Annotated in this window: 22 protein-coding genes; 10 read left to right on the forward strand and 12 right to left on the reverse strand. The window is 60.9% G+C overall.

Annotated features, from left to right (window positions below; all coding sequences use genetic code 11):
• Positions 1 to 18 precede the first annotated feature (18 nt).
• Entirely contained in the window at positions 19 to 1,365 is a 1,347-nt protein-coding gene (gene mepM, locus DCS96_RS16885) for a murein DD-endopeptidase MepM (protein WP_116475583.1), read from the reverse strand.
• Between the two features lie 179 nt (positions 1,366 to 1,544).
• Positions 1,545 to 2,621: a zinc ABC transporter substrate-binding protein ZnuA gene (locus DCS96_RS16890; protein WP_116475584.1), complete on the reverse strand. Its 1,077-nt coding sequence runs from the start codon at positions 2,619 to 2,621 to the stop codon at positions 1,545 to 1,547.
• Positions 2,622 to 2,706: 85 nt separating this feature from the next.
• On the opposite strand from DCS96_RS16890, the gene znuC reads away from it, so the two are divergent.
• Together znuC and znuB are read left to right on the forward strand one after the other, a co-directional pair.
• Positions 2,707 to 3,444, forward strand: coding sequence for a zinc ABC transporter ATP-binding protein ZnuC (gene znuC, locus DCS96_RS16895; protein ID WP_116475585.1), 738 nt, complete (start codon positions 2,707 to 2,709; stop codon positions 3,442 to 3,444).
• Positions 3,434 to 4,222 carry a zinc ABC transporter permease subunit ZnuB gene (znuB, locus tag DCS96_RS16900; RefSeq protein WP_116475586.1) on the forward strand — a complete coding sequence of 263 codons (789 nt, stop codon included), beginning with the start codon at positions 3,434 to 3,436 and terminating at the stop codon, positions 4,220 to 4,222. The genes znuC and znuB overlap by 11 nt, the downstream gene beginning before the upstream one ends.
• A 111-nt stretch (positions 4,223 to 4,333) precedes the next feature.
• On the opposite strand, the gene DCS96_RS16905 is transcribed toward znuB, so the two are convergent.
• Both DCS96_RS16905 and DCS96_RS16910 read right to left on the reverse strand, forming a co-directional pair.
• A complete protein-coding gene (locus tag DCS96_RS16905; RefSeq protein WP_116475677.1) occupies positions 4,334 to 4,930 on the reverse strand; it encodes a uracil-DNA glycosylase family protein in 597 nt (198 codons plus the stop codon).
• Between the two features lie 17 nt (positions 4,931 to 4,947).
• Complete coding sequence (locus DCS96_RS16910) at positions 4,948 to 5,892, reverse strand: D-2-hydroxyacid dehydrogenase (RefSeq protein ID WP_116475587.1); 945 nt, start codon at positions 5,890 to 5,892, stop codon at positions 4,948 to 4,950.
• A 164-nt stretch (positions 5,893 to 6,056) separates the two neighbouring features.
• On the opposite strand from DCS96_RS16910, the gene DCS96_RS16915 reads away from it, so the two are divergent.
• Entirely contained in the window at positions 6,057 to 6,638 is a 582-nt protein-coding gene (locus tag DCS96_RS16915) for a YjaG family protein (protein WP_116475588.1), read from the forward strand.
• Positions 6,639 to 6,643: 5 nt separating this feature from the next.
• Here DCS96_RS16915 and DCS96_RS16920 read toward each other — a convergent pair whose 3' ends face one another.
• The gene (locus DCS96_RS16920; protein WP_116475678.1) at positions 6,644 to 7,117 is read right to left on the reverse strand and encodes a MarR family winged helix-turn-helix transcriptional regulator; all 474 of its coding nucleotides are present in this window, start codon (positions 7,115 to 7,117) and stop codon (positions 6,644 to 6,646) included.
• Positions 7,118 to 7,347: 230 nt separating this feature from the next.
• Here DCS96_RS16920 and hutC point away from each other — a divergent pair, with 230 nt between their 5' ends.
• Positions 7,348 to 8,058 (forward strand): histidine utilization repressor, encoded by a 711-nt coding sequence (gene hutC, locus DCS96_RS16925; protein ID WP_116475589.1) that lies wholly within the window; start codon positions 7,348 to 7,350, stop codon positions 8,056 to 8,058.
• A 3-nt stretch (positions 8,059 to 8,061) separates the two neighbouring features.
• On the opposite strand, the gene DCS96_RS16930 is transcribed toward hutC, so the two are convergent.
• Both DCS96_RS16930 and DCS96_RS16935 read right to left on the reverse strand, forming a co-directional pair.
• Positions 8,062 to 8,598, reverse strand: coding sequence for a YaeQ family protein (locus DCS96_RS16930; protein ID WP_116475590.1), 537 nt, complete (start codon positions 8,596 to 8,598; stop codon positions 8,062 to 8,064).
• A 181-nt stretch (positions 8,599 to 8,779) separates the two neighbouring features.
• A complete protein-coding gene (locus tag DCS96_RS16935) occupies positions 8,780 to 10,096 on the reverse strand; it encodes a YjiH family protein (protein ID WP_116475591.1) in 1,317 nt (438 codons plus the stop codon).
• Between the two features lie 186 nt (positions 10,097 to 10,282).
• Between DCS96_RS16935 and hutI the strand changes: the two genes are divergently transcribed.
• The 6 genes from hutI to hutH all read left to right on the forward strand — a co-directional run bounded on the left by hutI (position 10,283) and on the right by hutH (position 18,882).
• The gene (gene hutI / locus DCS96_RS16940) at positions 10,283 to 11,494 is read left to right on the forward strand and encodes an imidazolonepropionase (protein WP_116475592.1); all 1,212 of its coding nucleotides are present in this window, start codon (positions 10,283 to 10,285) and stop codon (positions 11,492 to 11,494) included.
• A complete protein-coding gene (hutG, locus tag DCS96_RS16945; protein ID WP_116475593.1) occupies positions 11,491 to 12,420 on the forward strand; it encodes a formimidoylglutamase in 930 nt (309 codons plus the stop codon). Before hutI ends, hutG begins: the two co-directional genes overlap by 4 nt.
• A 12-nt stretch (positions 12,421 to 12,432) precedes the next feature.
• Positions 12,433 to 14,115, forward strand: a complete 1,683-nt coding sequence (hutU, locus tag DCS96_RS16950) for a urocanate hydratase (protein ID WP_116475594.1) — start codon at positions 12,433 to 12,435, stop codon at positions 14,113 to 14,115.
• 98 nt (positions 14,116 to 14,213) lie between these two features.
• Positions 14,214 to 15,806: a BCCT family transporter gene (locus DCS96_RS16955; protein WP_116475595.1), complete on the forward strand. Its 1,593-nt coding sequence runs from the start codon at positions 14,214 to 14,216 to the stop codon at positions 15,804 to 15,806.
• Complete coding sequence (locus DCS96_RS16960) at positions 15,799 to 17,337, forward strand: HAL/PAL/TAL family ammonia-lyase (protein ID WP_116475596.1); 1,539 nt, start codon at positions 15,799 to 15,801, stop codon at positions 17,335 to 17,337. The genes DCS96_RS16955 and DCS96_RS16960 overlap by 8 nt, the downstream gene beginning before the upstream one ends.
• A 12-nt stretch (positions 17,338 to 17,349) precedes the next feature.
• The gene (gene hutH / locus DCS96_RS16965) at positions 17,350 to 18,882 is read left to right on the forward strand and encodes a histidine ammonia-lyase (RefSeq protein ID WP_116475597.1); all 1,533 of its coding nucleotides are present in this window, start codon (positions 17,350 to 17,352) and stop codon (positions 18,880 to 18,882) included.
• A gap of 232 nt (positions 18,883 to 19,114) precedes the next feature.
• Here hutH and DCS96_RS16970 read toward each other — a convergent pair whose 3' ends face one another.
• The 5 genes from DCS96_RS16970 to DCS96_RS16990 are packed head-to-tail and all read right to left on the reverse strand — an operon-like array spanning position 19,115 to position 26,084.
• On the reverse strand, positions 19,115 to 20,335 hold the full coding sequence (locus DCS96_RS16970; RefSeq protein ID WP_116475598.1) for a type III PLP-dependent enzyme: 1,221 nt from the start codon (positions 20,333 to 20,335) through the stop codon (positions 19,115 to 19,117).
• The gene (locus DCS96_RS16975) at positions 20,332 to 22,098 is read right to left on the reverse strand and encodes an IucA/IucC family protein (protein ID WP_116475599.1); all 1,767 of its coding nucleotides are present in this window, start codon (positions 22,096 to 22,098) and stop codon (positions 20,332 to 20,334) included. Before DCS96_RS16975 ends, DCS96_RS16970 begins: the two co-directional genes overlap by 4 nt.
• On the reverse strand, positions 22,061 to 23,233 hold the full coding sequence (locus tag DCS96_RS16980) for an MFS transporter (RefSeq protein WP_116475600.1): 1,173 nt from the start codon (positions 23,231 to 23,233) through the stop codon (positions 22,061 to 22,063). The genes DCS96_RS16975 and DCS96_RS16980 overlap by 38 nt, the downstream gene beginning before the upstream one ends.
• Positions 23,230 to 24,927: an IucA/IucC family protein gene (locus tag DCS96_RS16985; RefSeq protein WP_116475601.1), complete on the reverse strand. Its 1,698-nt coding sequence runs from the start codon at positions 24,925 to 24,927 to the stop codon at positions 23,230 to 23,232. The genes DCS96_RS16980 and DCS96_RS16985 overlap by 4 nt, the downstream gene beginning before the upstream one ends.
• Complete coding sequence (locus DCS96_RS16990; RefSeq protein WP_116475602.1) at positions 24,927 to 26,084, reverse strand: ATP-grasp domain-containing protein; 1,158 nt, start codon at positions 26,082 to 26,084, stop codon at positions 24,927 to 24,929. The genes DCS96_RS16985 and DCS96_RS16990 overlap by 1 nt, the downstream gene beginning before the upstream one ends.
• Between the last annotated feature and the right edge of the window lie 54 nt (positions 26,085 to 26,138).

Raw genomic sequence — 26,138 nt, forward strand, 5'->3', positions numbered from 1 at the left:
TAGGTTCATGGTGTCCGTCTAACCGGAAAAGCTGCGTTTATACTGCTCGACCCGACTCAGGAATTGCTGCCGTTCGCTACCGCTCAGGCCTTCGGCCATCGGCAGCTTGACCTGACGGGGATCGACCGGGCGATTGTTGACATGAAACTCGTAATGCAGGTGCGGCCCGGTTGAACGCCCGGTGTTACCCGACAGGGCGATGCGCTGCCCACGGCTGACCTTGTCGCCTTTTTTGACCAGCAGGCGGCTCAGATGCAGATAGCGGGTGGTGTACTGGCGGCCATGGCGGATAACCAGGTAGATACCCGCCGCGCGATGACGGGTGGCCTTGACCACGACACCGTCACTGGTGGCAATCACGGGAGTGCCGACCGGTACGGCAAAATCGGTGCCGTTATGGGGCTGAACCCGGCCGGTGACCGGGTGCTTGCGGGTCAGGTTGAAATTGGAACTGATCCTGGCATTGCGCTCCAGTGGGGTGCGGAGAAAGCCGCGTTCCAGGCTTTCACCCTTTTCATTGTAGAATTTACCGTCTTCATGACGAAACGCCATCAGGGTTTTCCCCTGGTTGGTGATCTGGGCGGCCTTGAGTTCTGATTTGCCGGTACGCTGGCCATTTACAAACTCCCGTTCAACCACCACCTTGAAGGTATCCCCCTGTTTCAGGTCGCGGGAAAAGTTCATCTGCCATTGGAACAGGTTGGCGATCCGCTGGATTTGGGTGGCCGACAGGCCGGCGTTACGGCCGCTGATATAAAAACTGCCGTTGATCACGCCGCTCAGGCTGCGGGATTCCCAGTTGCTTTCTTCGGTTTCCAGGGTGCTTTCAAAATGGTCTCCCACCAGGGAGAAGATGCGGGTATGCAGCAGATCCCGCTTGATTTTCAGTTCTTGTAACTGATTGTTGCCATCGATCAGCAGAGACAGGGTCTGGCCCGGGTTGATACCGTTAAGCGAACGGGCCTTGTCGGCTTCCAGCAGGGTGTACATGGTCGACAGGGGCAGCCCCAAACCGTTAAAGATGCTGCTCAGGGTATCGCCGGGTTGAACAATGTACTCCTGCCACTCGGGTTCATCTGACGCTATAGTATCAAGCGCGTCTACCGGTTCCACAGGCCCGATTTCATCATGGGTGAGGGTATAGAATTCGGTGTTGTTGACCTGGGTTTTTGCTTCTTTGGGAAGGTTCAGGCTGACCGGAAGGCTGATCTTGATGGGGTGATCGATCAGGTCACTGGGCGTGGGCATCATGATCGCCGTCGACAGGGTCAAACCGCTCAACAAGACCAGGCCATACTTGTGCCGCTTAGGTAATTGGGTGGGTATTTCCTGCAGTAATGTCTGTATTGGTCGGAGTGGATTCATCCGGGTTACCTGTGCCTGTAGGTCTTAAACAATGAATGCAAAAACTGCTTTATGCTCCTGACTATTTCTGGAGGTGATAAAACGGCAATTTTTTATAACGAAGTAGACTCGCAGTGCGACTCGACTGGGATTAGTTTGGGGCAGTCCCAAAAGAGTTCCCCAGTATACCGTTTTTTTTATTATTTAGTGAGCAAACAATCGGTCATGTTGTTGGCCAGTTGCCGCATAAAGGAAAAATACCCTTGAGAGTCAACCTGGATATCGGTGGCCAGGGGGTCCAGGATGCCTATCCTGGCGGGAGTATTGCGCACCACCGCCTGCAGTACCGCAGGCCTGAACTGGGGCTCGGCAAAGACGCATTGGGCCTTGGCTTCGCTCAGCGCCTTATGGATACGGCTCACCGTCTTGGCGCCGGGCGAGCGCTCCGGGTTGATGGTGAAATGGCCGAGGGAGGGGATCTGATAATGGCGTTCCCAATAGCCATAGGCGTCGTGAAACACGAAATAACCCTGGTGTCTGGCAGGAGCCAGTTGCTGCATGATTTCCCGGTCGACTTGAGCAAGGCCTGTCTTGAATTGTTCCAAATTGTCTCGATAGCGGGCGGCATTGGCCGGATCCAGCACGGTTAGCCGCTCGGCCAGCAATTCGGCTATCTGTTGGGCATAATTAGGATCCAGCCAGACATGGGAGTCCCGGTTGCCGTGATTATGGTCATGGTGTGAATCGGCGTGTTCGTCGATGACCAAGGCCGTATTATGATGGTCTGCATGGTCTGCATGGTCTGCATGGTCTGCATGGTCTGCATGGTCTGCATGGTCTGCATGGTCTGCATGGTCCGCATGGTCCGCATGGTCTGCATGGTCTGCATGGTCTGCATGGTCTGCATGGTCCGCATGTTCTGCATGGTCCGCATGCTCCTCATGGACACCGGACTCAGCGTGGGCTTCATGGGGCAGCAACCTTTCCAGCAGCGGCAGGCTGTTGGGCTGGTCGCTCAACAACGGTGTTAAAAACGACTCCAATTCGGGCCCCACCCATACCACCAGCTCCGCCTGATCGATGCGCCTGAGATCGGATGGTCGCAGGGCATAATCATGGGGTGAGGTACCCGGCTTGAGCAGCAATTCTGTCGTTGCGGCCCCGTCGGTGATGGCGGTGGCGATCAATTGCAGGGGTTTGACGCTGGTGAGTACTTCTACGGCCGTTGCCGGGGTGCTCAGCACCAGCCCCAGTCCCAGGGCAGATAACAATTTCATTGACGGGATCCGCTCGATTGATGGTGGAGTTAGGTTAACTAGCAATGTTATAATATAACAAACATTTTTGTAAAGGCAGGAGCCAATGACAAAGCTGCTGGAGTTGACCGATGTGGGTCTGACGGCCGACAACACAGTGATCCTGGAGCGGATTTCCTTTGTCTTGCGCCGGGGGGAAATCCTCACGCTGGTGGGGCCGAATGGCGCCGGGAAGAGTTCTCTGGTCAAACTGGTTCTGAAACTGAAAGAGGCCACGACAGGAGCCCTGTGGCGAAAATCGGGGTTGCGGATCGGTTATGTGCCACAAAAACTGCATCTGGATCCGGTGTTGCCGCTAACGGTGGCCCGCTTCCTGAGTCTGGCCCACGGCCGGCGCATTACGGTTGCCCGGGCGTTGGCGATGGTAGGGGCCGAGCGGCTGGCCGAACGGGCCATGCAGGCGCTGTCGGGGGGAGAAATGCAGCGGGTGCTGCTGGCCCGGGCGCTGATGATGGAGCCGGAATTGTTGATCCTGGATGAGCCGGCCCAGGGAGTGGATGTTCATGGCCAGACCGAACTGTACGCGCTGATCAAGCAGATCAGCGACCAGCTCAACTGCGGTGTGCTTATGGTATCCCATGATTTGCATCTGGTGATGGCCAGTACTCATCAGGTGATCTGCCTTAACCAGCATATCTGCTGTCATGGTGAGCCGGAGCATGTAGCCCGTCATCCGGAGTTTGCCCGCCTGTTCGGCCGTCCCGAGCTGGCCCAGCTGGCCGTTTATACCCATCACCACCATTGTGATGATGAACACCATGGAGATGTACGCCATGTGGGATAGTTTTTTGCTGTATGGCCTGCTGGCCGGGGTAGGGATCGCCGTGCTGGCGGGCCCCCTGGGCAGTTTCGTGGTGTGGCGGCGGATGGCCTATTTTGGTGATACTCTGGCCCATTCCTCCTTGCTGGGGATCGCGTTGGGGTTGCTGTTACAGATAGATCTTACCCTGGCGGTGCTGGTGGCCTGCCTGGTACTGGGGGTGATGCTGGCCGCGCTACAGAGATCCAGCTGGCTGGCCAATGACACCCTGCTCGGCATCCTGGCCCATACCGCCCTCTCTCTGGGCCTGGTGGCCCTGGCCTTCATGGACAATGTGCGGGTCGATCTGATGTCCTACCTGTTCGGTGATCTGCTGGCAATCCAGCCGGCGGATCTGTACTGGATCTATGGGGGCGGTTTGCTGTTGCTGCTGGTGCTGCGCCATTACTGGAGCCAGTTGCTGTCGATCACCGTCAGCGAAGAGCTGGCCCGGGTTGAAGGGGTCCGGGTCGAGGCGCTGAAACTGCTGCTGTTGATGATGATCAGCGTGCTGATCGCGGTGGCGATGAAGTTTGTCGGTGCCCTGATTATCACTTCGCTATTGATCATTCCGGCCGCCACCGCCCGGCGCTTCAGTCGTACCCCGGAGCAGATGGCCCTCTATGCCATCGGTTTGGGGGTGTTGTCGGTACTGGGCGGACTGCAGTTGTCTATCAGTCACGACACGCCGGCCGGTCCTTCGGTGGTGGTCTCCGCCGCTTCGCTGTTTCTGCTGTCGCAGTTGGTACCGAAACGGGGCTGATGTGCAATATGAAGCATGGATGTGCGTGAGGCCGTAGGTTGGGACGAAGCATGAGTCCCAACATTTCAGCAGTTGGTCGCATGCATGTTGGGATTCGTACCGCATCTCAACCTACCTCTGTGTGTCCCCCAACACCTCATGTACCCGTGCCCGCAGCGCCGGCAGTTCTTCTTGCTCAAACCAGGGGTTCTGGCTCAGCCAGCGTCGGTTGCGGGGGGAGGGATGGGGCAGGGGGATGCGGGTAGGGGCATACTGCTGCCAGTGCCGTACCGTTTCGGTCAGGGTGGCGTAGGCTTCCCCGATGAGGTAGTAGCGCTGGGCATAGCGCCCGATCAACAGGGTCAGTTCGATATTGGGCAGTAGTTCCCATAATTGGTGGTGCCAGGCGGGTGCACACTCGGGGCGGGGAGGTAAGTCCCCGGACGTGCTCTTGCCCGGGTAACAAAAGCCCATGGGCATGATGGCGAACAGCGACGGATTGTAAAACTGCTCCCGGCTGACCCCCAGCCAGTTCCTCAGGTTATCGCCCGAGGCGTCGTTCCAGGGCAGGCCGGTTTTATGCACCCTGAGACCTGGCGCCTGACCGATAATCATGATGCGTGCCTGGCGAGCTATCTGCACCACGGGTCGGGGACCCAGGGGCAGGCTGGCGGCGCAGATCTGGCAATTGCGTACCCGCACCAACAGCTTGTCCAATGGCTCGGCCATGTTATCCCCCGGCTCCATCAATACCCCAGATCGAAGTTCACCAGGCCTTCCATTGGCTTACCCTCGATAAACTTCAGGTAATTGCGGCAGAAGCGGCCGACTACCTGGTCGGGAAAGCTGTAGCCGGCGTTATGGGGGGTAACGATGACATTGGGCATATCCCATAACAGGCTGTCTGCCGGCAGCGGCTCGGTGGCAAACACATCCAGGATGGCGGCGCCGATGCGGCCATTGCGCAGGGCCTGGATCAGGGCGGCTTCATCCACTGCATCACCCCGGCCGATATTAAAGAAGATCACCCCCGGCTTGATATGATTGAGTCGCTCGCCATCGAACAGATTACGGGTCTCGGGGGTCGACGGCAGCACGCTGACCAGGATATCGGCCTTGGGCAGTACCTTGTTCAGGGCCTGGACCTGGTAGGTGCGTTCAAATCCCGGTGCCTCCCGTCCGGAGCGGCTGACGCCGAGCACAGTGATGCCGAATTGTCTGGCGGTATTGGCGATATGCTGACCAATGCTGCCGGTGCCCACGATCAGCATGGTCTTGCCCTGCAGGCTCTGATAGGGGATGGGTTGCCAGTTATGATGCCGCTGTTGTTCGCGGTAATGCCGCAGGTGGCGGGTGACCGACAACAGGTGGGCAAAGATATATTCGCTGATCAGGGGACCGAAAATGTCCCGCACATTGGTCAGCCGGTAATCATGACGGCAACCGGGGGTCAGCAAGGTATCGACCCCGGCGTAGGTGGATTGGGCCCACTTCAGGGCGCGGGCTTCTTTCAGCCAGGGTTTGAGGCGGGCCGGTTCGCCCAGCAGGATATCCGCAATGGGCAGGGCGGCCTGGATTTCCCCCTGCAGCGTGGGAGCGACGATGGTCAGGCCGGGCAGATAGGCCTGCTTTAGCAGGGCGTGGTATTGTTCGTTGTCCTGACTGAGCAGTAGCAGGGTATGAGCGGACATACCTTAATCTCCTCAATATGCTTCTTGTAAGACCTTTTTGTGAGACAATGGCACACGCACAGACTTATACCAGGGTTTCCCGCGCAAAGTGTGAGCCACGGCCGTAAAAGGTCAGGATGGCGACGCTTGACGCCAGGGGCAGCCGAGACAACAAGGACTCCCGCGTGTTTGGTGACAAATTTTATAAAAAAATAAACAAGTTGATGCCCTGGCAACAAACGGTATTTGCGCTTAGCCTGGCCGAACGTATGTACCCCAATTATCGGTTGTTTGCCGAGACCTCGGGATTTGGTGACGGGGAACGTTTTCGTCATACCCTGGATGTATTATGGACCTATCTGACGGTCAAGGGCTCCCGGGTGGACTTGTCCGCCGAACTGGAAGAGTTTGAAAAGATGATTCCGGATCCCGCTCGTTTTGAGTCCTATGGGGCCTATCCGGCACTGGACGCCTGCGTGGCCCTGGGTGCGGCCTATAATTCGGTCATTTGCCGTATCGGTGAAGAAGCCACTGAGGCCAGTCACGCCTCGTTGGGTTCGGTGGCCGGCTTTGTCGAGCTGTTGGCCGAGCGGGATCTCAGCGATGATGAGTTGTACGAAAATGAGCTGATCGAGGCCGAGATGGAGTTCCAGGTGGCCTTGCTGGAACGGGTTGCCCAGCCCAGGGAGGCCCAGACCATCCTGGCCATCCGGGACTTTTCAGGCCAGGACGGGATTTCCAATCTGGGCATCAGCCTGGAGGAATAAGCCGGTTATTCGTGGAGCAGGCTGCCTACCTGCAGCAGGGGAGCGACATCCAGATCGCTGGCGTTCATCATGGTCGATACCCGCTGCAACGATGATAACAGCAGATTTTGCTCCCAGGCATCCAACGCCTGAAAGCGTTTGATGAAGCTCTCTTGCAGGGGGCGGGGGGCCGTTTTTAACTTGGCCACGCCCTCGTCGGTTAATACCGCATGGACCTTGCGTTTGTCGGTTTGGCTACGTACCCGCCGTACCAGGTTTTTTTGCTCGAGCCGATCGATAATGGTGGTCGCAGTGGCCTGGCTCATATTGGTACTCTGAGCCAACTCGCGCATGGTGATATCGCCCATATCCTGGATCGCCTGCATCAACAGCAGCTGGGGTCCGGTCAGACCCGACTCTTTGCTGAGCTTGCGGGAGTGGATATCGATGGCCCGGATAATCTGGCGCAACGCTACTAGAATTTCTTCGTGTTTTTCCAAGGTCATCCTGCCGATGGTGCTGCTTGCTTGATGGGCGGCACCTTATCTTAAATTTCCCAGGGTTGAAAGCCTTGCTTGTTACCTTCCCCTGCACGCCCGACCAACGGCGGCTGCCAGCCATCTAGCCGGCCTTTGCCCTACGGCCATTGGGCCGGTATCACGCCTTTTTCGCCTTGTTGTATGACTCGATTTTGATTGTATGTACAATTGAGTCAGCAACAGGAGGCCAAGTGACCCAATCAACCCCACTTTATCAGCAAATCAAGCAACATATCCTATCCCGCATCCATTCCGGTGAATATCCGCTGTATCAGCAGATCCCACCCGAGCAGACGCTGGCTGAACAGTTTTCTGTCAGCCGGATGACGGCCCACAAGGCGATCCGGGATCTGGTGCAGGAAGGTTACCTGGTTCGTCGGGCGGGATTGGGGACCTTTGTTACCGAGCCCAAGGCCGAATCCCCCCTGGCCGATATCAACAATATTGCCGACGAAGTGCGCAGCCGAGGCCATAGCTACAGCAACAGCGTGATCCTGCTGGAAAATCGTCGGGCGGATGAAGAGATTGCCCTGCAGATGGGTATGCGGCTCAATGCCAATGTCTATCATTCGGTGATAGTGCATAAGGAGAACGGGGTACCCATCCAGGTCGAGGAGCGTTTTGTTAATCCGGTGCTGGTGCCCGATTATCTGTCTTGCGATTTTAGCCAGATGACGCCTAATGCTTTTCTGGTGCAGAATTGCCCGTTGTCCGATCTGGAACACATAGTGGAGGCCAGGGTAGCACCGCCTCTGATCGGCGAGTGGCTGAAGGTCAAGCCGGATACCCCCTGCCTACTGGTCAGCCGGCGGACCTGGTCACTGCACCAGCTGGTCAGTTTTGCCCGCCTCTGGCATCCGGGGGATCGCTACAAACTCAGATCGACGCTTAAGCTGGGTTAAACCTTAGCGCCACTGGGTCAGCTGCAGATCCAGGCTGTGCTCGCCATCGGTCAGCTGTACCTCGTACTCCTGCAGGGTGGCGTAGAGATCCATCGAGCGGGTACACAACTCCGCCAGCTGAGTGGGTTGGGGATCGGCCAGATGAAAAATCTGTAATCGGGGCAGCTGGCCCAGCTCGGTCTGGTGCTTGTTCCACCATTCCAGGGCGCTGCGTCCACCATAGCTGTAGATCACCACCTGCTCGGCCCGGGACAGGGCCTGTTTGATGCGCTTGACGCTGGGCTCACCCAGCTCGACCCACAGCAGGGTACGCCCATCGGGTGACTTCTGCCACAGCTCGGGTTCATCGTCGGTCGATAATCCCTTGGTGAAGCTCAAATCTTCATGGCCATGGCGCATAAAGGCCAGCAGCCGTACCATCAGTCGGGTTTCGGTCTCGGAGGGGTGTCTGGCAACGGTCAGGCTGTGTTCCTGGTAATAGTGACGATGCAGGTCGCTGATATTCATGCGGACCTTGTGCAGGGTGGCGTTCAGTGCCATGACGGTTTCTCTTATAAAAAACACTATCTTAGCGGCAAGCAGGGACGGGAACCAGCCTCAGCCTCGGCCTTTGTTATCTGCGTTCCCTGCCTGGCGTTTAATTGGTCGAATTTTATCCTGAAGAACTAGGGCGAGCGGTAGATACCAGGAGCGGCGCCCCGGTGAGGCGCCGCTCCTTCACTTATTGCCAGCTTGCCACCAGCATGGCGGTGGGGATGGCCAGCAGCAAGCTCAACAGTGCGCGGATAAACCAGACCACCACCAGGGTACCGACCTTCAGCGGGATGCGGGTAGCCAGTATGCAGGGGATGGAGGCCGAGAAAAACAGCACCGATGATACGCATACCACTCCGGCGGCGAAGCGGGCGATGAAGTCGGCTTCGCCCATCAATAGCGCCGGCAGAAACATTTCCGCCAGTCCGGCGGCGGTGGCGCGGGACAAGGCCATGCCGTCCTCCATTCCCCACAGCCAGGTGACCGGGTAAAACAGGTAACCCAGCCAGTCGAATACCGGCGTAAATTTGGCGATCAACAGGCCCAGCAGGCCGACCGACATGATGGACGGCAGTATGCTGATAGTCATCACCAGGCCATCCTTGAAGTTGTCGATGATGCTCTTGCCCAGGCCGGGGGCCTGTTCGGCAACTTCCAGGCCATTCTGCCAGGCGACGCCCAGACGGTTACCCGCGTTGCATTCCGGCTCCCGGTGCCGGGCATGGTTGTCCATGGTAGACAGCGGCGGTAGCCGAACCGTGATGGCGGTGACGATAAAGGTGATCAACAGGGTGAGCCAGAAATACTGGTTCCAGATATCCATCAGATCCAGGGTCTTGGCGACGATGATCATAAAGGTCGCCGAGACGGTGGAAAACCCGGTGGCGATGATGGCGGCCTCTCGGGCCGAATAATGACCGGAGCTGTATACCCGGTTAGTGATCAGCAGACCGATGGAATAGCTGCCGACAAAGGAGGCTACCGCATCGATGGCCGAACGACCCGGTGTACGCCAGATGGGTTGCATCAGTTTCTGAACCAGTATGCCGATCGCTTCCAGCAGGCCATAGCCCACCAGGAAGGCCAGAAACACCGAGCCGAGGGGGACGATCAGGCCGACCGAAATCACCAGCTTGTTGAACAGAAAGGGCAGCATGTCCGGCGCCTGCAGTATCGCGGGCCCGGCCCCCGTGACCGCCATGATGCCGGCGGCCAGCCCCAACCATTTCAGCAGCAGGAACACCTTGTCGGTGATACTTTCCCGCCAGCGGCCGGTGACCAGCGGATGAACGGCGCCGGCCAGTATCATCCCCATGGCGTACCAGGCGGCACCGGCGTCGCCCAGGGCGCCGCGCAGCCAGCTCACCATATGATCCAGGGGGATGCTTTGCTTACCCTGCAGGCTGATGGGAATGAAGAATATAAATATGCCAATGGCGCTCAGGCCTATCAGCCGGCCCATGGCTTTGCCTGTGGGGCAAGCCTGCTCCGTTACCTGATTCATTGCGGTCCCTCCTTAAAGATTAAATATTTGGACGCCTTAATGTATATACAAATAGTCAGGGTTTGTTAATGGTGTATTGCGTTTAGGTGTGATTCAGATCACTTTTAGGTAAGTTTATTTGATGTTTCGCTTGCCTATCCGCGTTTTATGTTTGAATGTATATACAAATAGACAAGGAGCTAAACCATGAACCACGGCACCGACAATACACTCTGGCTTAATGCAACCCTGTTTGATGGCTTGAACACCCGGGAGCAGCGTATGGCCATGGCGGTAACAGACGGGCAGATTGCCTGGCTCAAGCCGATGGCCGAGCTGAATACCGGTGATCGGTCCGGCTTCGAGTGTATTGATGTGGAGGGGGCCCTGGTGACGCCGGGACTGGTCGACTGCCATACCCATCTGGTGTTTGGCGGCAACCGGGCCGGCGAGTTCGAAGCCCGTCTGGAAGGCAAGAGCTACGAAGAAATCGCCCGTGCCGGCGGCGGCATCATCAGTACCGTCAAGGCAACCCGGGCGGCGGGCGAGGAGGCTTTGTTCGAGGCCGCCAAGCCCCGCCTGCAGGCGTTGATGGCGGACGGGGCGACCACGGTCGAAATCAAGTCCGGCTACGGTCTGAGCCTGGAAAGCGAACTAAAGATGCTGCGGGTGGCGCGCCGCCTCGGGCGAGAGCTCAGGGTTCGGGTGGTGACTACCCTGCTCGGCGCCCATGCGCTGCCGCCTGAGTATAAAGACGACGCCGATGGCTATATCCGGCTGGTATGCGAGGAAATGATCCCGGCGGCTGCCGCCGAGGGCCTGGCCGATGCGGTGGATGTGTTCTGTGAAAGCATCGCCTTCTCGGTCGAGCAGTGCGAACGGGTCTATGCCGCCGCCAAGGCACATGGCTTGGCTATCAAGGGCCACACAGAGCAGCTTTCCAACCTGGGGGGCAGCGCCGCCGCCGCCCGGGCCGGCGCGGCTTCGGTGGATCATATCGAATACCTGGATGAAGCGGGGGTCAAGGCCCTGGCCGAGGCCGGTACGGTTGCCACCCTGCTGCCCGGTGCTTTTTATATGCTGCGCGAAACCCAGTTGCCACCTATCGAGTTGTTGCGTCGACATGGGGTGCCCATGGCGCTGGCCACCGATGCCAACCCGGGCAGTTCGCCCATCTTCAGCCTGAAACTGATGTTGAACATGGCCTGCACCCTGTTCCGCCTGACCCCGCTTGAGGCCCTGCGCGGCGTCACCGCCCATGGTGCTCGGGCGCTGGGGCTGCAGCAGCAAGTGGGCCGGCTCGCCCCCGGCCTGCAGGCGGATTTCTGTCTGTGGGATACCCAGAACCCTGCCGAGCTGGCCTATAGCGTGGGCCTACCCCGGTTAACCCAACGTATTTTTGCAGGAGTGAAGGCATGAAGCCGGAAATGAACGCCTGGAACGGCCGAGTCGATCCCGAGCCCAATACCGCCCGTTGGCACCAGCAGGTACAACCGTTCAGCCAAACGGCCGAGCCGGGTTATACCCTGATTGGTTTTTGCAGCGATGAAGGCGTGCGCCGCAACAAGGGACGAGTCGGGGCCGCCAAGGGACCTGCCGCCATGCGCAAGGCGCTGGCGAGCTTGGCCTGGCACCAGTCGGCCCCTGTTCATGATGCGGGTGATGTTGTCTGCAAAGGCGAAGCCCTGGAGCAGGCCCACGCTGCACTGGCCGGGCAGGTAGCCGAGTGCCTGGCGCACCGGCAGCTGCCCATTGTGATGGGGGGCGGCCACGAGGTGGCCTTCGGTTCCTGGAGCGGCCTGGCTGATTACCTGGCGAGACAGGAGCAGAGCCCCCGCATCGGCATCATCAATTTCGATGCCCACTTCGATCTGCGCGCTCCCGGTTTCGTGGTGTCCTCCGGTACGCCTTTTGCCCAGATAGCACAGGCCTGTGAGCGTCAAGGCTGGCCCTTCCAGTACGCCTGCCTGGGCGTGAGTCGTGCCTCCAATACCCGGGCGCTGTTCGAGCGAGCCGAACAGCTGAAGGTACTGGTATGGGAAGACAGGGCCATGACCCAGTCCCGCTTGTCGGAGCTGCAGGCTGGCCTGGATGCCTTTATCGGCGGCTGTGACCACCTGTACCTGACCATAGATATCGATGTGTTTCCCGCAGCCCAGGCGCCCGGCGTCAGTGCACCGGCCCCCCGGGGAGTCGCACTGGATGTGATTGAACCTTTGATTGAACAGATTAAGGCCAGCGGCAAGTTACGGATTGCCGATCTGGCAGAACTCAACCCCGAGTACGACGTTGATGGCCATACGGCTCGGTTAGCGGCTCGGTTAATTCATACTTTGACACTGTAAGAGGGACACCCCATGTCACAACAAAATAATCGTCATGATCCCAGCCGCGTCATCAAGGCCCCGACCGGCGTCAATAAAATATGTAAAAGCTGGCTGACTGAAGCTGCGATGCGCATGCTGATGAACAACCTGCATCCCGATGTTGCCGAGCGGCCCGAGGATCTGGTGGTTTACGGTGGTATCGGTCGTGCCGCCCGCAACTGGGATTGTTATGACAAGATCATCGAAGTGCTGCAGCGCCTCGAAGACGATGAATCCCTGCTGATCCAATCCGGCAAGCCGGTGGGGGTGTTCAAGACCCATGCCGACGCGCCACGGGTGCTGATCGCCAACTCCAACCTGGTACCCCACTGGGCCAACTGGGAACATTTCAACGAGCTGGATAAGAAAGGTCTGATGATGTACGGCCAGATGACCGCCGGCTCCTGGATCTACATCGGCTCCCAGGGCATCGTCCAGGGCACTTATGAAACTTTCGCCGCCATGGCCAAGCAGCACTTCGACGGTGTGGCTCAGGGCCGCTGGGTGCTGACCGGTGGTCTGGGGGGCATGGGTGGCGCCCAGCCGCTGGCCGCCACCATGGCCGGTTTCTCCTGTATCACGGTTGAATGCGATGAAACCCGTATCGATTTCCGTCTGCGTACCCGTTATGTCGACAAGAAGGCCTACAGCCTGGATGAAGCACTGGCGATGATCGAAGAAGCCAAGGCCAAGGGTGAAGCCGTTTCCGTCGGTTTGCTGGGCAACTGCGCCGATATCTTCCCGGAAATCGTCGAGCGCGGCATAGTGCCGGACGTGGTGACCGACCAGACCAGCGCCCATGATCCGCTGAATGGCTACCTGCCTAAGGGCTGGACCATGGAATACGCCGCCGAAATGCGCCAGAAGGACGAGGCGGCCGTCGTCGATGCCGCCAAGGAATCCATGGCCATCCAGGTGCGGGCCATGCTGACCCTGCAGAGCCGCGGCGCTGCGACCACCGACTATGGCAACAACATCCGCCAGATGGCAAAAGAGAAGGGGGTCGAGAACGCCTTTGACTTCCCCGGTTTCGTACCGGCCTATATCCGTCCGCTGTTCTGCGAAGGCATAGGTCCGTTCCGCTGGGTTGCACTGAGCGGCGATCCGGAAGATATCTACAAGACCGACGCCAAGGTGAAGGAGCTGATCCCCGACGACCCGCACTTGCACAACTGGCTGGACATGGCCCGCGAGCGCATCGCTTTCCAGGGCCTACCCGCCCGTATCTGCTGGGTCGGCCTGAAAGACCGCGCCCGCCTGGCGCTGGCCTTTAACGAAATGGTCAAGAACGGCGAGCTGAAGGCACCGATCGTGATCGGTCGTGACCATCTGGACTCCGGCTCCGTCACCAGCCCCAACCGCGAAACCGAAGCCATGAAAGACGGCTCTGATGCCATTTCCGACTGGTCGCTGCTTAACGCGCTGCTGAACACCGCAGGCGGCGCTACCTGGGTTTCCCTGCACCACGGTGGTGGTGTCGGCATGGGCTTCAGTCAGCACGCCGGTGTGGTTATCGTGGCCGACGGTACCGACGCCGCCGCTGCCCGCCTGGGCCGTGTGCTGCGTAATGACCCGGGCACCGGTGTGATGCGTCACGCCGACGCCGGGTACGATATCGCTATCGATTGTGCCCGTGAGCAGGGATTGGACCTGCCGATGGTGAATATTCGCTGAGTACGCAGTGATAGATCTTAGCTTGTAGTAAGAGGAAGCCGGCTCGTTGCGCCGGCTTCCGTTCCGGTTTTCGATGCAATATGCACAAGGAAGACATCATGTCTGTGAACGGAAAGAAAAGCCTGAATGTCGGTGTGTTCGTCCCGGCCTTCGCGATCGTGCTGATCGCGGTGGCCGTGGGGCTGATCAATAACGAATTGTTGGTAAAAGTAGCCAAGAATGTTTTCTACTTCTCGTTATCTGACTTTGCCTGGCTGTATCAGCTGCTGGCGGTGTCGGCACTGGGAGTGGTGGGATATATTTTCTTCTCCAAGGCCGGCAATATCCGCCTGGGTGGCGCCAATGCCAAGCCGAAGTTCTCGATGGCATCCAATTTTGCCATGGCGCTGACCGGTGGTATCGCGACCGGGGTTGTGACTTACTCGGTCAACGAACCCATCATCTATATGGGCAATATCTACGGGGAAATCAGCAACCAGTCGATTGCCGCCAATACCTCCGAGGCCGCGATCTTCGCGATCGCCAGAAGCTTCCATAACTGGAGCTTCATTCCCTATGCCATCTATTCCATTGTCGGTCTGATGATCGGCTATATGCACTATAACCGCAAGAAAGACTTCTCCATTGCCTCGACCATCTCTCCGGTGATCGGCAGCAATGACAGCAAACCGGCAGTGCGCTCCCTGATCGATATCATCTCGGTACTGGCAATTGCGTTGGGTCTGGCCTCTTCGTTGGGCGCCGGTCTGGCTCTAATCAGCTCGGGGATCCAAGCCGAATACGGCATCGAGTCGAACCCGACCACCTGGCTGGTGCTGACCCTGATCATCTCCGCCATCTTTATCACCTCGGCGCTGTCCGGACTGAAACGGGGCATCAAATTCCTCTCGTCGATCAATGCCTATATATTCTATGCGTTTGTGGTCATATTGTTGCTGGTCGGTCCGGTGAGCTATATCTTCAGCCTGTCGGTCACCAGCCTGGGTTACTGGCTGGACAACTTCTTCCTGTGGGCATTCGACACCAAGGAATCAGGTGGTGAAGCGCTGGTCACCTGGTGGACCATGTATGACTGGTCAATCTGGATTGCCTATGCACCCCTGATGGGTCTGTTCCTGGCGCGTATCTCCTACGGACGTACCCTGCGTGAATTCCTGATCATCAACTGGATCCTGCCTTCGCTGTTCGGCATTGTCTGGTTTGCCATCTGGGGCGGATCCGCCCTCAAGTGGCAGCTGGACGGCACCCTGGATCTGGTGAAGGTAGTGACTGATAACGGGGCTGTTTCGGGTCTTTGGGGCTTCCTGCAGCACCTGCCGTTTTCCGGTGTGCTGGTTCCCCTGGCGATTTTCACCCTGATTATTTCCTTTGCCACCGCGGCCGACTCCATGTCGTCGACCATCGCGACCATCTGCACCAAAAACATCAATGCCGACGAAGAGTCACCCAAGACCCAGAAAATCATCTGGGGTGTGTCGATCAGCGTGATCGCCTACATCATGGTGGCGTTCGGTGGCGGTGCCCAGGGTGTCGATGGCATCAAGTATCTGGCCGCGGCCGGTGGCTTTACCGTATTGTTCCTGTTCGTGCTGATTGTGGCGTCCAGTATCAGGGTGTTCATCACCAAGAAGGAAGCGCACGGCAGCGAACAGTCCGACGTGAGCCTGAAGACAGGAGCCGCCTATGAATAATCAGCAAGCTCCGGTCATTATCTCCGGTCAGGAAATAAGCTGGCAGGAGGTGGTACGGGTTGCTCGCTTGAACGCCCCGCTATCGTTGTCGTCCGGCATCTGGGAGCGGGTTGGCGCGGCCCGTCAGGCGGTAGAGGCATTTGCCGATTCGGGCCGTCCCTACTACGGCATCAATACCGGCTTGGGCGCCCTGTGTGATGTGGTGCTCGAACGGAACCAGCTGCAGAAGCTCTCCTGGCATACCCTGATGAGCCATTCCTGTGGGATCGGCGAGCCGCTCAGGCGCGAGCAGGTCCGGGCCATTATCTGCTCGGCGGTGATTAACTACAGCCATGGTTGTTCCGGGGTCAGCCTTGCGGTCGTTGAGGGACTGCTGCACCTGCTCAACGAGGACATTGTGCCCCGAGTGCCGGCGCAGGGCTCCGTCGGTTATCTGAGCCATATGGCGCATATTGGCCTGGCCCTGCTGGGCGAAGGTGAAGTTGAATTCCGCGGGCAGCTGGTGCCGGCCCGCCAGGCGCTGGATACCATCGGCATGGCGCCGGTGGAGCTCGGACCCAAGGATGGACTCTGTCTGGTCAACGGTACTCCGGCCATGACCGGCCTGGCCTGCCTGACGCTCGCCGACGCCGCCCGGCTGGCCTCCTGGGCAGATGTTATCGGTGCCATGAGTTTTGAGGCCCTGCGTGGCCAGCTTGATGCGCTTTCGCCATTGGTGACCCGGCGTAAGACGCACAGGGGCGTGCAGCAAAGTGGAGATAATTTACGCCAGCTGCTCCAGGACAGTCAGGTGTTGGCCCGTTGCCAGGGCGAACACCTGCAGGATGCGCTCAGCCTGAGGTCTATCCCTCAGGTGCATGGCGCCTGCCGAGATCAGTTCGCACATGCCGCCGGTCAGGTTAACGCTGAACTTAATTCGGCTACCGATAACCCAATGGTTATAAAGGAAGAGGCAGGCTATCGCGTCATCTCCCAGGCCAACCCCCATGGCGAATCCGTAGCCATGGCCTGCGATCTGCTGGCGATCGCCGTCTGTGAGTGGAGTTCGATTTCCGAACGGCGCAGCTTCCGACTGGTGACGCCCCAAGCCAACAAACTGCCGCCGTTTCTGACTCATGGCAGCGGGGTCAAGTCCGGCATGATGATAGCGCAGTACTCGGCCGCATCGCTGGTGGCCGACAACAAGCGCCTGGCACAGCCGGCGGTGACCGACAACTACCTGACCTCGGGATTGCAGGAAGACCACCTGAGCCTGGGGGAAAGCAGTGCATTGAAGCTCGACAAGGCGTTGGACAATGCCTTCCATGTCTTGGCTATCGAGTATCTTCTGGCAGCTCAGGCTTTTGATTTTATTGAGCAACCATTATTTGGCCGCGGCACCGGATTAGCCTGGCGGCAGCTGAGAGAACGAGTAGCCTTCTATGAAGAAGAACACTCGCTCCACCTGGATATTCGTGCGACCTGTGAGTGGTTGCGCGATGAAACATCGTTACAGGCATTATGCCAATTATGCCCTCAACTGGATTCCTGAGGTAATCGAACTATGTCAAATTTGGAAATCATCCCCGGCAAAATGACCCTGGCGCAGATGCGCCAAGCCTATGAGCAGCCGGTCAAGCTGAGCCTGGACCCGAGCACCCACGGCACCATTCAAGCCTCGGTCGACTGTGTCAACCGCATGGTCGCCGAGGACAGAACCGTATACGGCATCAACACCGGCTTCGGCCTGCTGGCCAATACCCGTATCAAGCCGGAAGACCTGGAAACCCTGCAGCGGTCGCTGGTGCTGTCCCACGCCACTGGCCTGGGTGAACTGGTAAGCGACGAGCTGGTGCGGCTGATCATGGTACTCAAGATCAACGGCCTGGCCCGGGGCTTTTCCGGCATCCGCCTTAAGGTGCTGGATGCGCTGATGGCGCTGGTCAACCATGAGGTGTATCCCTGCATTCCCGCCAAGGGATCGGTGGGCGCCTCTGGCGACCTGGCGCCGCTGGCGCACATGAGCTGTGTACTGCTGGGCGAAGGCCAGGCCCGTTACCAGGGTGAAGTGATCAGTGCCGGCCAGGCGCTGGAAATTGCCGGGCTCAAGCCGATGGCCCTGGCGCCGAAAGAAGGCCTGGCGCTGCTCAACGGTACCCAGGTGTCCACCGCCTTTGCCCTGCGCGGCCTGTTCGAAACCGAAGATCTGTTCGCCAGCGCCATCGTGGTCGGCGGCCTGACCGTGGAAGCAACCCTCAGCTCCCGCCGGCCCTTCGATCCCCGCATCCACGCGGTGCGTGGCCAGCAGGGGCAGATCGACGCTGCCGCCGCCTATCGCCATGTACTGGGCGAATCCAGCGACCTCAGCAAGTCTCATGCAAACTGTGCCAAGGTACAGGATCCCTACTCCCTGCGCTGCCAGCCCCAGGTGATGGGGGCCTGCCTGACCCAGTTGCGGCAAGCCGCCGAGGTGCTGCTGATCGAAGGCAATGCGGTATCCGACAACCCGCTGGTGTTCGCCGAAGACAATGACGTCATCTCCGGCGGCAACTTCCACGCCGAGCCGGTGGCCATGGCGGCGGACAATATCGCCCTGGCGATTGCCGAAATCGGCTCCCTGAGCGAGCGCCGGGTATCGCTGATGATGGATACCCATATGTCCGGCCTGCCGCCTTTCCTGGTGGAAAACGGCGGAGTCAACTCCGGCTTTATGATTGCCCAGGTGACGGCGGCGGCACTGGCCTCCGACAACAAGGCGCTGGCGCACCCGCATTCGGTCGACTCGCTGCCGACGTCCGCCAACCAGGAAGACCATGTGTCCATGGCCCCCAACGGCGGCCGTCGCCTGTGGCCCATGGTGGAAAACAGCCGCGGCGTGCTGGCTATCGAGCTGTTGGCGGCCTGTCAGGGCCTGGACTTCCGTGGTGGCCTGAAGACCACTCCGACCCTGGAGCTGGCCCGTCAAACCCTGCGTGAAAAGGTCGGCTACTACGACAAGGACCGCTTCTTCGCGCCGGATATCGAACAGGCCGATGGCCTGCTCAAGGCCGGTTGCCTGAGCCGTCTGGTTCAACCTGATCTTTTGCCTAGCCACTGAGCACGAGTGAGCTGACAGGGCATTTGGGGGTTGCTTTGGGCAACCCCCTTTTTTTATGGAGAGCATCATGGGTGGCGGGAATGCCTGAATGGCAGGCGTACTTACCGGGCCCTGTTGCTGCTTATTCATGGTTACAGCAGGGCGCTGTGATCAAGCGTCAGCAATAGGGCTGCTACCTTTGGCTTGTTTATGGCGGCAGAGCCACCTGATGGCGTTACCAATATCAGCCTGATCAGCCTGTCGTGATGGTTTGGTGACTTCCATTGTTCGGGTGTTTCTCGCTCAGGAAGAGCTGCTCCGGTGCCGGGTGCATCAGGAAATGCTGGTGGGAGATATTCCAGGCATAGGCACCCGCATGGCGGAACACCAGCCAGTCGCCGATGGCCAGCTCGGCAATGGGCTGGCGGCGCGCCAGCACATCCTTGGGGGTGCACAACTGGCCTACCAGAGTGACATGAGTGTCCCGCAGCCGGGCAGGATGCAGGCCGCGCAGTACATAAAAGGGATGATCGTGGCCCTGGGCCGCCGGGGTGCGGAAATGATGGGTGCCGCCGCGGGCGATGGCAAACCATTCCCCGTGGTTGCGCTTGATGTCTAGCACCTCCATCACATAGTAGCCGCAGCGGGCGCTGATGAAGCGTCCGCATTCGAAGCGTAGCCGGGTGTCGGTCATCTGTTCGTCAATGATCAGCGCCTGCAGATCCCGGCAGAAGGCGGGCCAGTCAAATAGCCGATCCGGCTGCTGGTAGTCGATGCCGATACCGCCGCCCACATTCAGTACCTTTGTCTCCAGCCCGTATTGGGCCTGCCAGCCCTTGACGGTACGGAAATAGAGCCGTATCAACGCCAGGTGGGCCTGAGCATCCAGCTGGTGGGACATCAGGTGAAAGTGGAAGCCCTGTAACTCAAGACAGGGATGCTCGGCAACCAGCGCCAGGGCCTCGGGCAGATCGTCCGGGTCCAAGCCGAAGGGGGTGGGCTTGCCGCCCATGGCGAGCTTGGTGCTGGGCAGGCCGTCGAGCGGGATGTTCATGCGCAGCATGATGCCTGCTGTGCAGCCGAGCCCGGTACAGAGGCCAGCTAGCCGCTCCAGTTCGGTCAGGCTTTCCACATGGATGCATTCCACGCCCAATTGCAGGGCGGTTTCCAGCTCTGCGTTCAGCTTGCCGGGGCCGCCGAACAGCAGTCGTTGTTGCGGGTGCCGTTCCGCCAGCCAGGCCAGTTCGCCGCCCGAGGCAGCCTCGAAGCCGTCCACGATGGGAGCCAGGGTATCCAGGATGGGTCCCATGGGGTTGGCCTTGGCGGCATAGAACAGCTCGCAGTTGGCGGGCAGGGCCTCGCGCATCTGTCTAGCGTGGGCGGCCAGCGCGTCCAGGTCGTAGAGATAGGCGCAGAAAGGTTCGCCGGCGGTCTGTTGCAGGTGGCGCAGTTGTTGTTCAATCAAGGGGGTCATGCGGATGCTCTCATCGGGTGGGCAAGCAGGGTGTAATCGGCCTGACGGTCGGCCTTTTGCAGCAGCCGGGTCTTCAGGTTGTTCTTGGATGGCAGGGGGCCGCCGGCCAGCAGATCGGCGATTTCCTCCGGGCGGCCGTTGGCGTCGGCCCAGGCCCGCAGGACAGACGACAGCCGCTGCCAGGCGGCCTGTTCCAGCTCTGCGCTGCCGTCGGCCAGATGGAAGATGGCTTCCGACAGGTTGTTGACCAGCAGGCAATAGCCGATACGGTTCCAGCCCTGGGCCCTGGGATAGTAAACCGAGGCTCGGGCCCGCTCCGACAGGCCCTGTAGGCGCTGCTCCGGCCACAGCTCCGGGAGCAGCTTGGTGCCTTCCAGATCCCGGATCCAGACCCGGCTCGGCAGGCCGTTATCGAAGCCTATCAGGGTATTCTGCAGGTGGGGCTCGAACACCACCCCATGGTTGAAGAAGGCATCCAGCACCCCGGGCACCAGGGCGCGCAGGTAGGCGTCGAACCAGTTCAGGGCGGCGTCCCGGTAGCACCAGCCCCGCTCCCGGGCCAGACCGGTTAGTCGTGGCACCAGCTGGCTCTGGCCGAAGCGATCCCAGGCGAACAGGGCACCGGCCAGGGTCGGCTCGCAGGCCTGCTGAGCGTTTGGCGCCAGGTTGTCGCGGTAGAGCAGGCCGAAGCATTCCTGCAGGTGTTGAACGTCCGCCTGTTCTGCCGGCCCGGCCAGGGACGAAAAGTCCAAGCTGGTGGCGGCGGGCTCCCGCATCAGCACAAAGCCCGGATTGGTCCGCTCCAGCTGTTCCAGCACCGGGGCCAGGCATTCGCTCATAAAGACCGCGCTTTCCAGTTCGTACCAGGCATTCTTGCGCACGCAGTTGGTCAGCCGCACATGGATGGAACACTTGAGAAAATAGGGCAGATCCGCGCGATACAGGGTGCGCACCGAGGAAGTGGGCCACATGGCCAGCCCCCGGGGACCCAGGTATTCGATCAGCCCCCGTTGCTCGGCCCGACGGTAGAGCGAGGAGTCTAGGATATGGCGGACCTCCCAGGGGTGGCAGGGATAGAGGCCGGGGGCGCCGGCCAGCTGTTCCAGCATGGCGAGCACCGCCGGCTCGCCCCTGTGTTGCCACAGGGCGTCATCGACCCGGAACCAGCAAAGCGGAAAGCGGGCGCCGACCTCGGGTGAACAGGCCAGCAGTGCGTCCATGGGCACGCCGTGACGGCTCTTGGGGCTGGGGTGCATGGGATGCCCCCAGAGCAGGGCCTGCTCGCTTTCCAGCAGGCGGTCGGCCTGGACGGGACGGGCATGGGCCAGGAAGGCGCGGGTGATGCCGATGCTGTTGTCCAACTGGTCCGCCAGCTCCCGGTTATAGGGGGTACGGGTCTGCAGCGCCATCTCCTGCAGCAGCAGGCGGCGGGCATCCAGGGCCGACAGCGGTCGCCAGGGCTGGCCGAAGCGCTTGATGAAGGGCGCCGAACTGAAGCGGGCCCGGCCCAACAGGCTGACGCGGTCCGCCTTCAGCGCCAGTTTGACGCCGCTTTCGGGCAGGCTCAGGCGCAGCGCTTCGCCGGCGAGCAGGGTGCTGGTTAGGGCCTTGGGCAGATCGCCATCGGCCCGCCACTCCACCTGGCCGGCGGGCAGGGCGAATTCCCGCAGGTAACAGTTCAACAGGCAGCCGATGGCCTGATGTTCGGCCAGGCCCTGCAGCGGATCACTTAACGGTGCGGTCGAGATGAGCTGGGCTTCCATCTGTGTGGGTCTCCATAGTGAAAAAAGCGAGTAACAGCAGGCCACCGGCACAGGCCAGGGCGGCGGCGACAAAGGGGGCTTGCACGCCCGGACCGGCGCTGAGCCAGGCGGCCACCAGACCGGCCAGCACCCCGGCGCCCTTGCCCACTGCGTCGAGTTTGCCGAACCAGCTGCCGGCGTTGTGGCTTTGGGTCAGCTGGCCGATCAGCTGGTTCAGGCCCTGGAAGCCGAGCCAGACGCCCAGACCGAACAGCAGGCGGGCCGCCAGCAGGGCGGGGAGGCTGTGCAGCTGAAACTGCCAGAGGCAGGCCAGCAGTTGCAGCGACAGCCCCCACAGCAGTGCCGCGCGCCAGGGCAGTTGCCAACGGTGCGCAAAGGGTTGCACAAGCAGGTACACCAGGTGCGGCAGGCTGTAGAGCAGGCCGATCAGTGCCGGCTCGGCGACCAGCCGCTCGGCATAGGGCAGGAAATAGGGAAAGGTCGCCACCATGGCAAAGAAGAATAGGAACTGCAGCGCCATGGCCATCCACAGCCAGTGGCCGGGCAGGGCGGCATCACCGGCTTCGGGCGCTTGTTTGGTGCCGGCCTTGCCTTCACCGGGCAGGGCCAACCCCAACCCCAGCGCCAGCAGCGGCAACAGCGCCAGCCAGAGGTAGAGCTGGCGTACCGAAAAGGCGGCGGCCAGCAACCCCAGCCCGATGGGTGCACAGACCAGCGCCAGGCGGGCGGTGAACTGGGTCCAGTTCAGGGCGCGGGCGAGCTGTTCCCGGCCCAGGCTGACGGCCAGGTATCCGTTGGCGGCGGCCAGGGTGCCACCGAACAGCCCCTGCAGCGCCAGCGCCAGGATGAACCAGTTCAGGCTGGGCGCCAGTCCGGCCAGCAGGAAGGCCAGGCTCAGTCCAGCCAGGGCCCGCAACAGCGAGGCCTTGCGGCCGAAGCGATCGGCAAACCGCCCCCACCAGGGGGCGGACATGGCCGTGAGCACGGCGGGCAGGCTGTACAACAGGCCGACCCAGGGGCTGGTCTGCGCCAGACCGAATTCGGCCACCAGGCGGGGCATAAACAGCGGCATGCCGAGCACGGTAAAGGCCGCCAGGAAATGACAGGCCAGCACGGCGGGAAGCACGTTGATCATGGGGCCGCCCGCAGGAAGTTGGGGCCCGACAGCCCGTAGAACTTGTTGATGTCGGCCGCCCCCGAGTGTTGCTTGCTGAGCAGGCTGCCGCTTTGCAGCAGGTACTTGACGTACTGGCGCTCGGCACCGAACAGCAGTTCTTCGGCCAGCCGGGTATCCAGCCCCTCCAGCTGCAGGGCATCCAGCTCGCCCCGCAGGCTCAGGCGCAACACCCGGTAGCCCCACTCCCGGTCCAGGCAGCCCTGTTCGGCTAGGCCCTCGAGCACGGCGGCGAGATCCAGCTGCAGGGTGATGGTGGTGAACATCTGCGCCAGGGCCAGCTCGTCGTCCACCAGGATACGGGCATCGCGCAGCTCGTCGAGGCTACCGGCCAGTCCCGGACAGGCCTGGCTGAAGCGGGGCGGCCACAGCCGGGCGGCGTCATTGTCTTTCATTACCAGGCTCAGGGGATGACCGGGTACGAGGGACAGCACGGCATTTTGCTGGTTGGATTCCAGGGCAATGCCGTATTTCAGCCACAGCCGCAGATGCACCCTGGCCATCAGGGCACAGTATTCTTGCCACCAGTGCTCGAGTCCGGGTCCGCCCTGCTGTTCCAGCAGCGCGGCAATATAGGGGCGGCCGTCGGGCAGGGGGCTGCACAGGGCGGCCACCGGCACCAGGGTTTCGCCGGCTTTGGGCTCGGGGTAGCGGCGCAGCAGGAAGGCATGGAGCTTGTCATCGCCCAGATGGCCGGCCACCGATTCGTCCACATGGCGATAATGGCCCTGCAGCCGGGCATCGTGATGCTCCAGGGTCGTCAGGCAGCGGGCGAACCAGTGGCCGTCATACAGGGTGCTGGGCTTGATCAGGCGGATGTTTTTCTGGCCCAGGGTGGCCATGGCCAGCGGCACCTTGAGATGATCGCCGGGCCTGTCCTTCAGGGCCAGGGTGCGCACCGACAGGGTGGGGACCACCGGCAGACAGGTCTTGGGTGCCGGCAGGGCGTCGGCGGGCAGGGGGCCGAGCTGCTGCCAGGTGAGCGGGTGCACCGGCAGCAGTACATGGCTGTGGGCCAGGCTCGCGGACAGGCCCACCTGGGCGAAGCCGGGCCACCAGTCCGGCAGGGGGCCGGTCAGGGTCACCCGGCCGGCGGGCAGCGCCAGCCAGTGCAGCTCGAATACCGGGGCGAACTCGGGCGCATAGGCCCTGAGTTGCTCGGGGCTGAAGCCGAACTTGGCCCGGGCCGTGGGGTAATAGGGGTGATCGAGGAAGCTGGCCAGCTGATCTGCATGCAGCAGCCGCGCTCCCCAGTCCCCTCCGAAGCGGGCCAGTTGCCCGGCCTGTTCGGCGAAGGCCCGGCGACAAAGCTCGCCCTGCTCGACCGCGGCGTCGGCCTCATCCATATAGGACAGATAGAGTGCCTGCTCCGCCGGCTCCAGACCGGTCATCAGCCGGCCGAGCCAGGCGCGGTGGCCGGACTCCTGGCGCCACTGGTCGCCCGCCCGGTAAAACCAGTGGCTGGCCGTGGTGCGCAGGGGCTGCATGTAATCGCAGTTTGTCACCGGCAGGCGCAGGGGCGTTCCCAGATGGTCGAGCTCAAGCCAGAGTTGGCCGTCCTGCTCGATGCGCCGGCCGCGGCTGAGGATCTGGCGTACATCCTCCCGCAGGCAGGTGTCCATGATGCGCCGGCAGATGCGTTGTTGTTCTGTCATCAGTTGATCTCCCAGTGGATGGCGGCCATGGCGTCTTCGTGCAGCTGCTCCAGCTCCCCGGCCGACTCGGCCTGCAGATAGAGCACGCCCAGATAATCCTTGTTGGAGTGGCTCAGCAACAGGCTGTCGCCCGCCTGGCGGAGGGATTTGTAGCTTAGGCCGGGCCGGGTCGGAGGCTGTGGGGCCTGGACCAGCCGGCCGCTGGACTCGGCCACCAGATACTGGATCAGCGCCTGTTGTGTCGAGGGGCTAATGGCCGGCAGGGGGTTGCCCTGATGCAGCCGCAAGATGGGAGCAAACCAGCCGCCCGGCAGCAACTGGTCCAGCAGGAACTCACGGCCGTCGCCTATGCTGCGGTAGTTGATCTCGACCAGTACGGGGCCGTCCCGGGTGAGGATAAATTCGCTGTGGCACACCCCGAGGCCGACGCCGAAGCGACGAACCTGCTCCAGGGCCCGGGTCTGCCACTCCCGGCCGATCGATCCCTGCCAGCGGGCCCGGGTCTCGATGAAATGGGGGGGAGCGGAGAGCTCGACATCGAAGCCGCCGACGGCCACCAGCTCCCGGCCGTCGCCCAGGGTTTCCAGGGTGAACAGCGGGCCTTCCATATATTGTTCCAGCAGCAGAGGGGCCGATTGGACTCGATCTGCCAGCAAGGCGACCAGCTGAGGCTGGCTGTCGACCCGGCACACGTCCAGGGAGGCCACGCCCTGGCTGGGTTTGACCACCAGCGGGTAGGGCCAGTCGTGCTCCGGTACCTCGCCGGGCTGCAGCTGGCGAGACCAGACGCTGGGCAGGCCCAACTCGGCCAGACGTTCCCGCATGCGCAGCTTGTCCTTGGCCCGGTAGCAGACCTGCCAGTCCTTGGCCGGCAAATCCAGGGCTCGGGCGGCGATGGCGGCGGCGGTCTGCAGATGATCGCTGTTGGAGAACAGGGCGGCGGGACGGATGGCCTGCTCGGTCAGCAGGTCCAGTATCGCCAGGGGATTGAAGACGTCGCATTCGAGGATGCGCACCTCTGCCAGGCATTCCCGATGCGCCAGCCCCTGGTCGGTGACCAGCACCACCTCATGGCCCAGTTGTCGGGCGGCGGGAATAAAGCCGTCGATGACGGCACTGTTAACCACATGGGTCAGGATCACGATGGGTGATGACATAACTGTCCTTAACGTTCTGAAAAACGGGTCACGAGTGCTAATGCAGAAGGCCAA

The organism is Zobellella maritima (genome assembly GCF_003075035.1).
In the GTDB taxonomy this organism is placed as follows: Bacteria; Pseudomonadota; Gammaproteobacteria; order Enterobacterales; family Aeromonadaceae; genus Oceanimonas; species Oceanimonas maritima.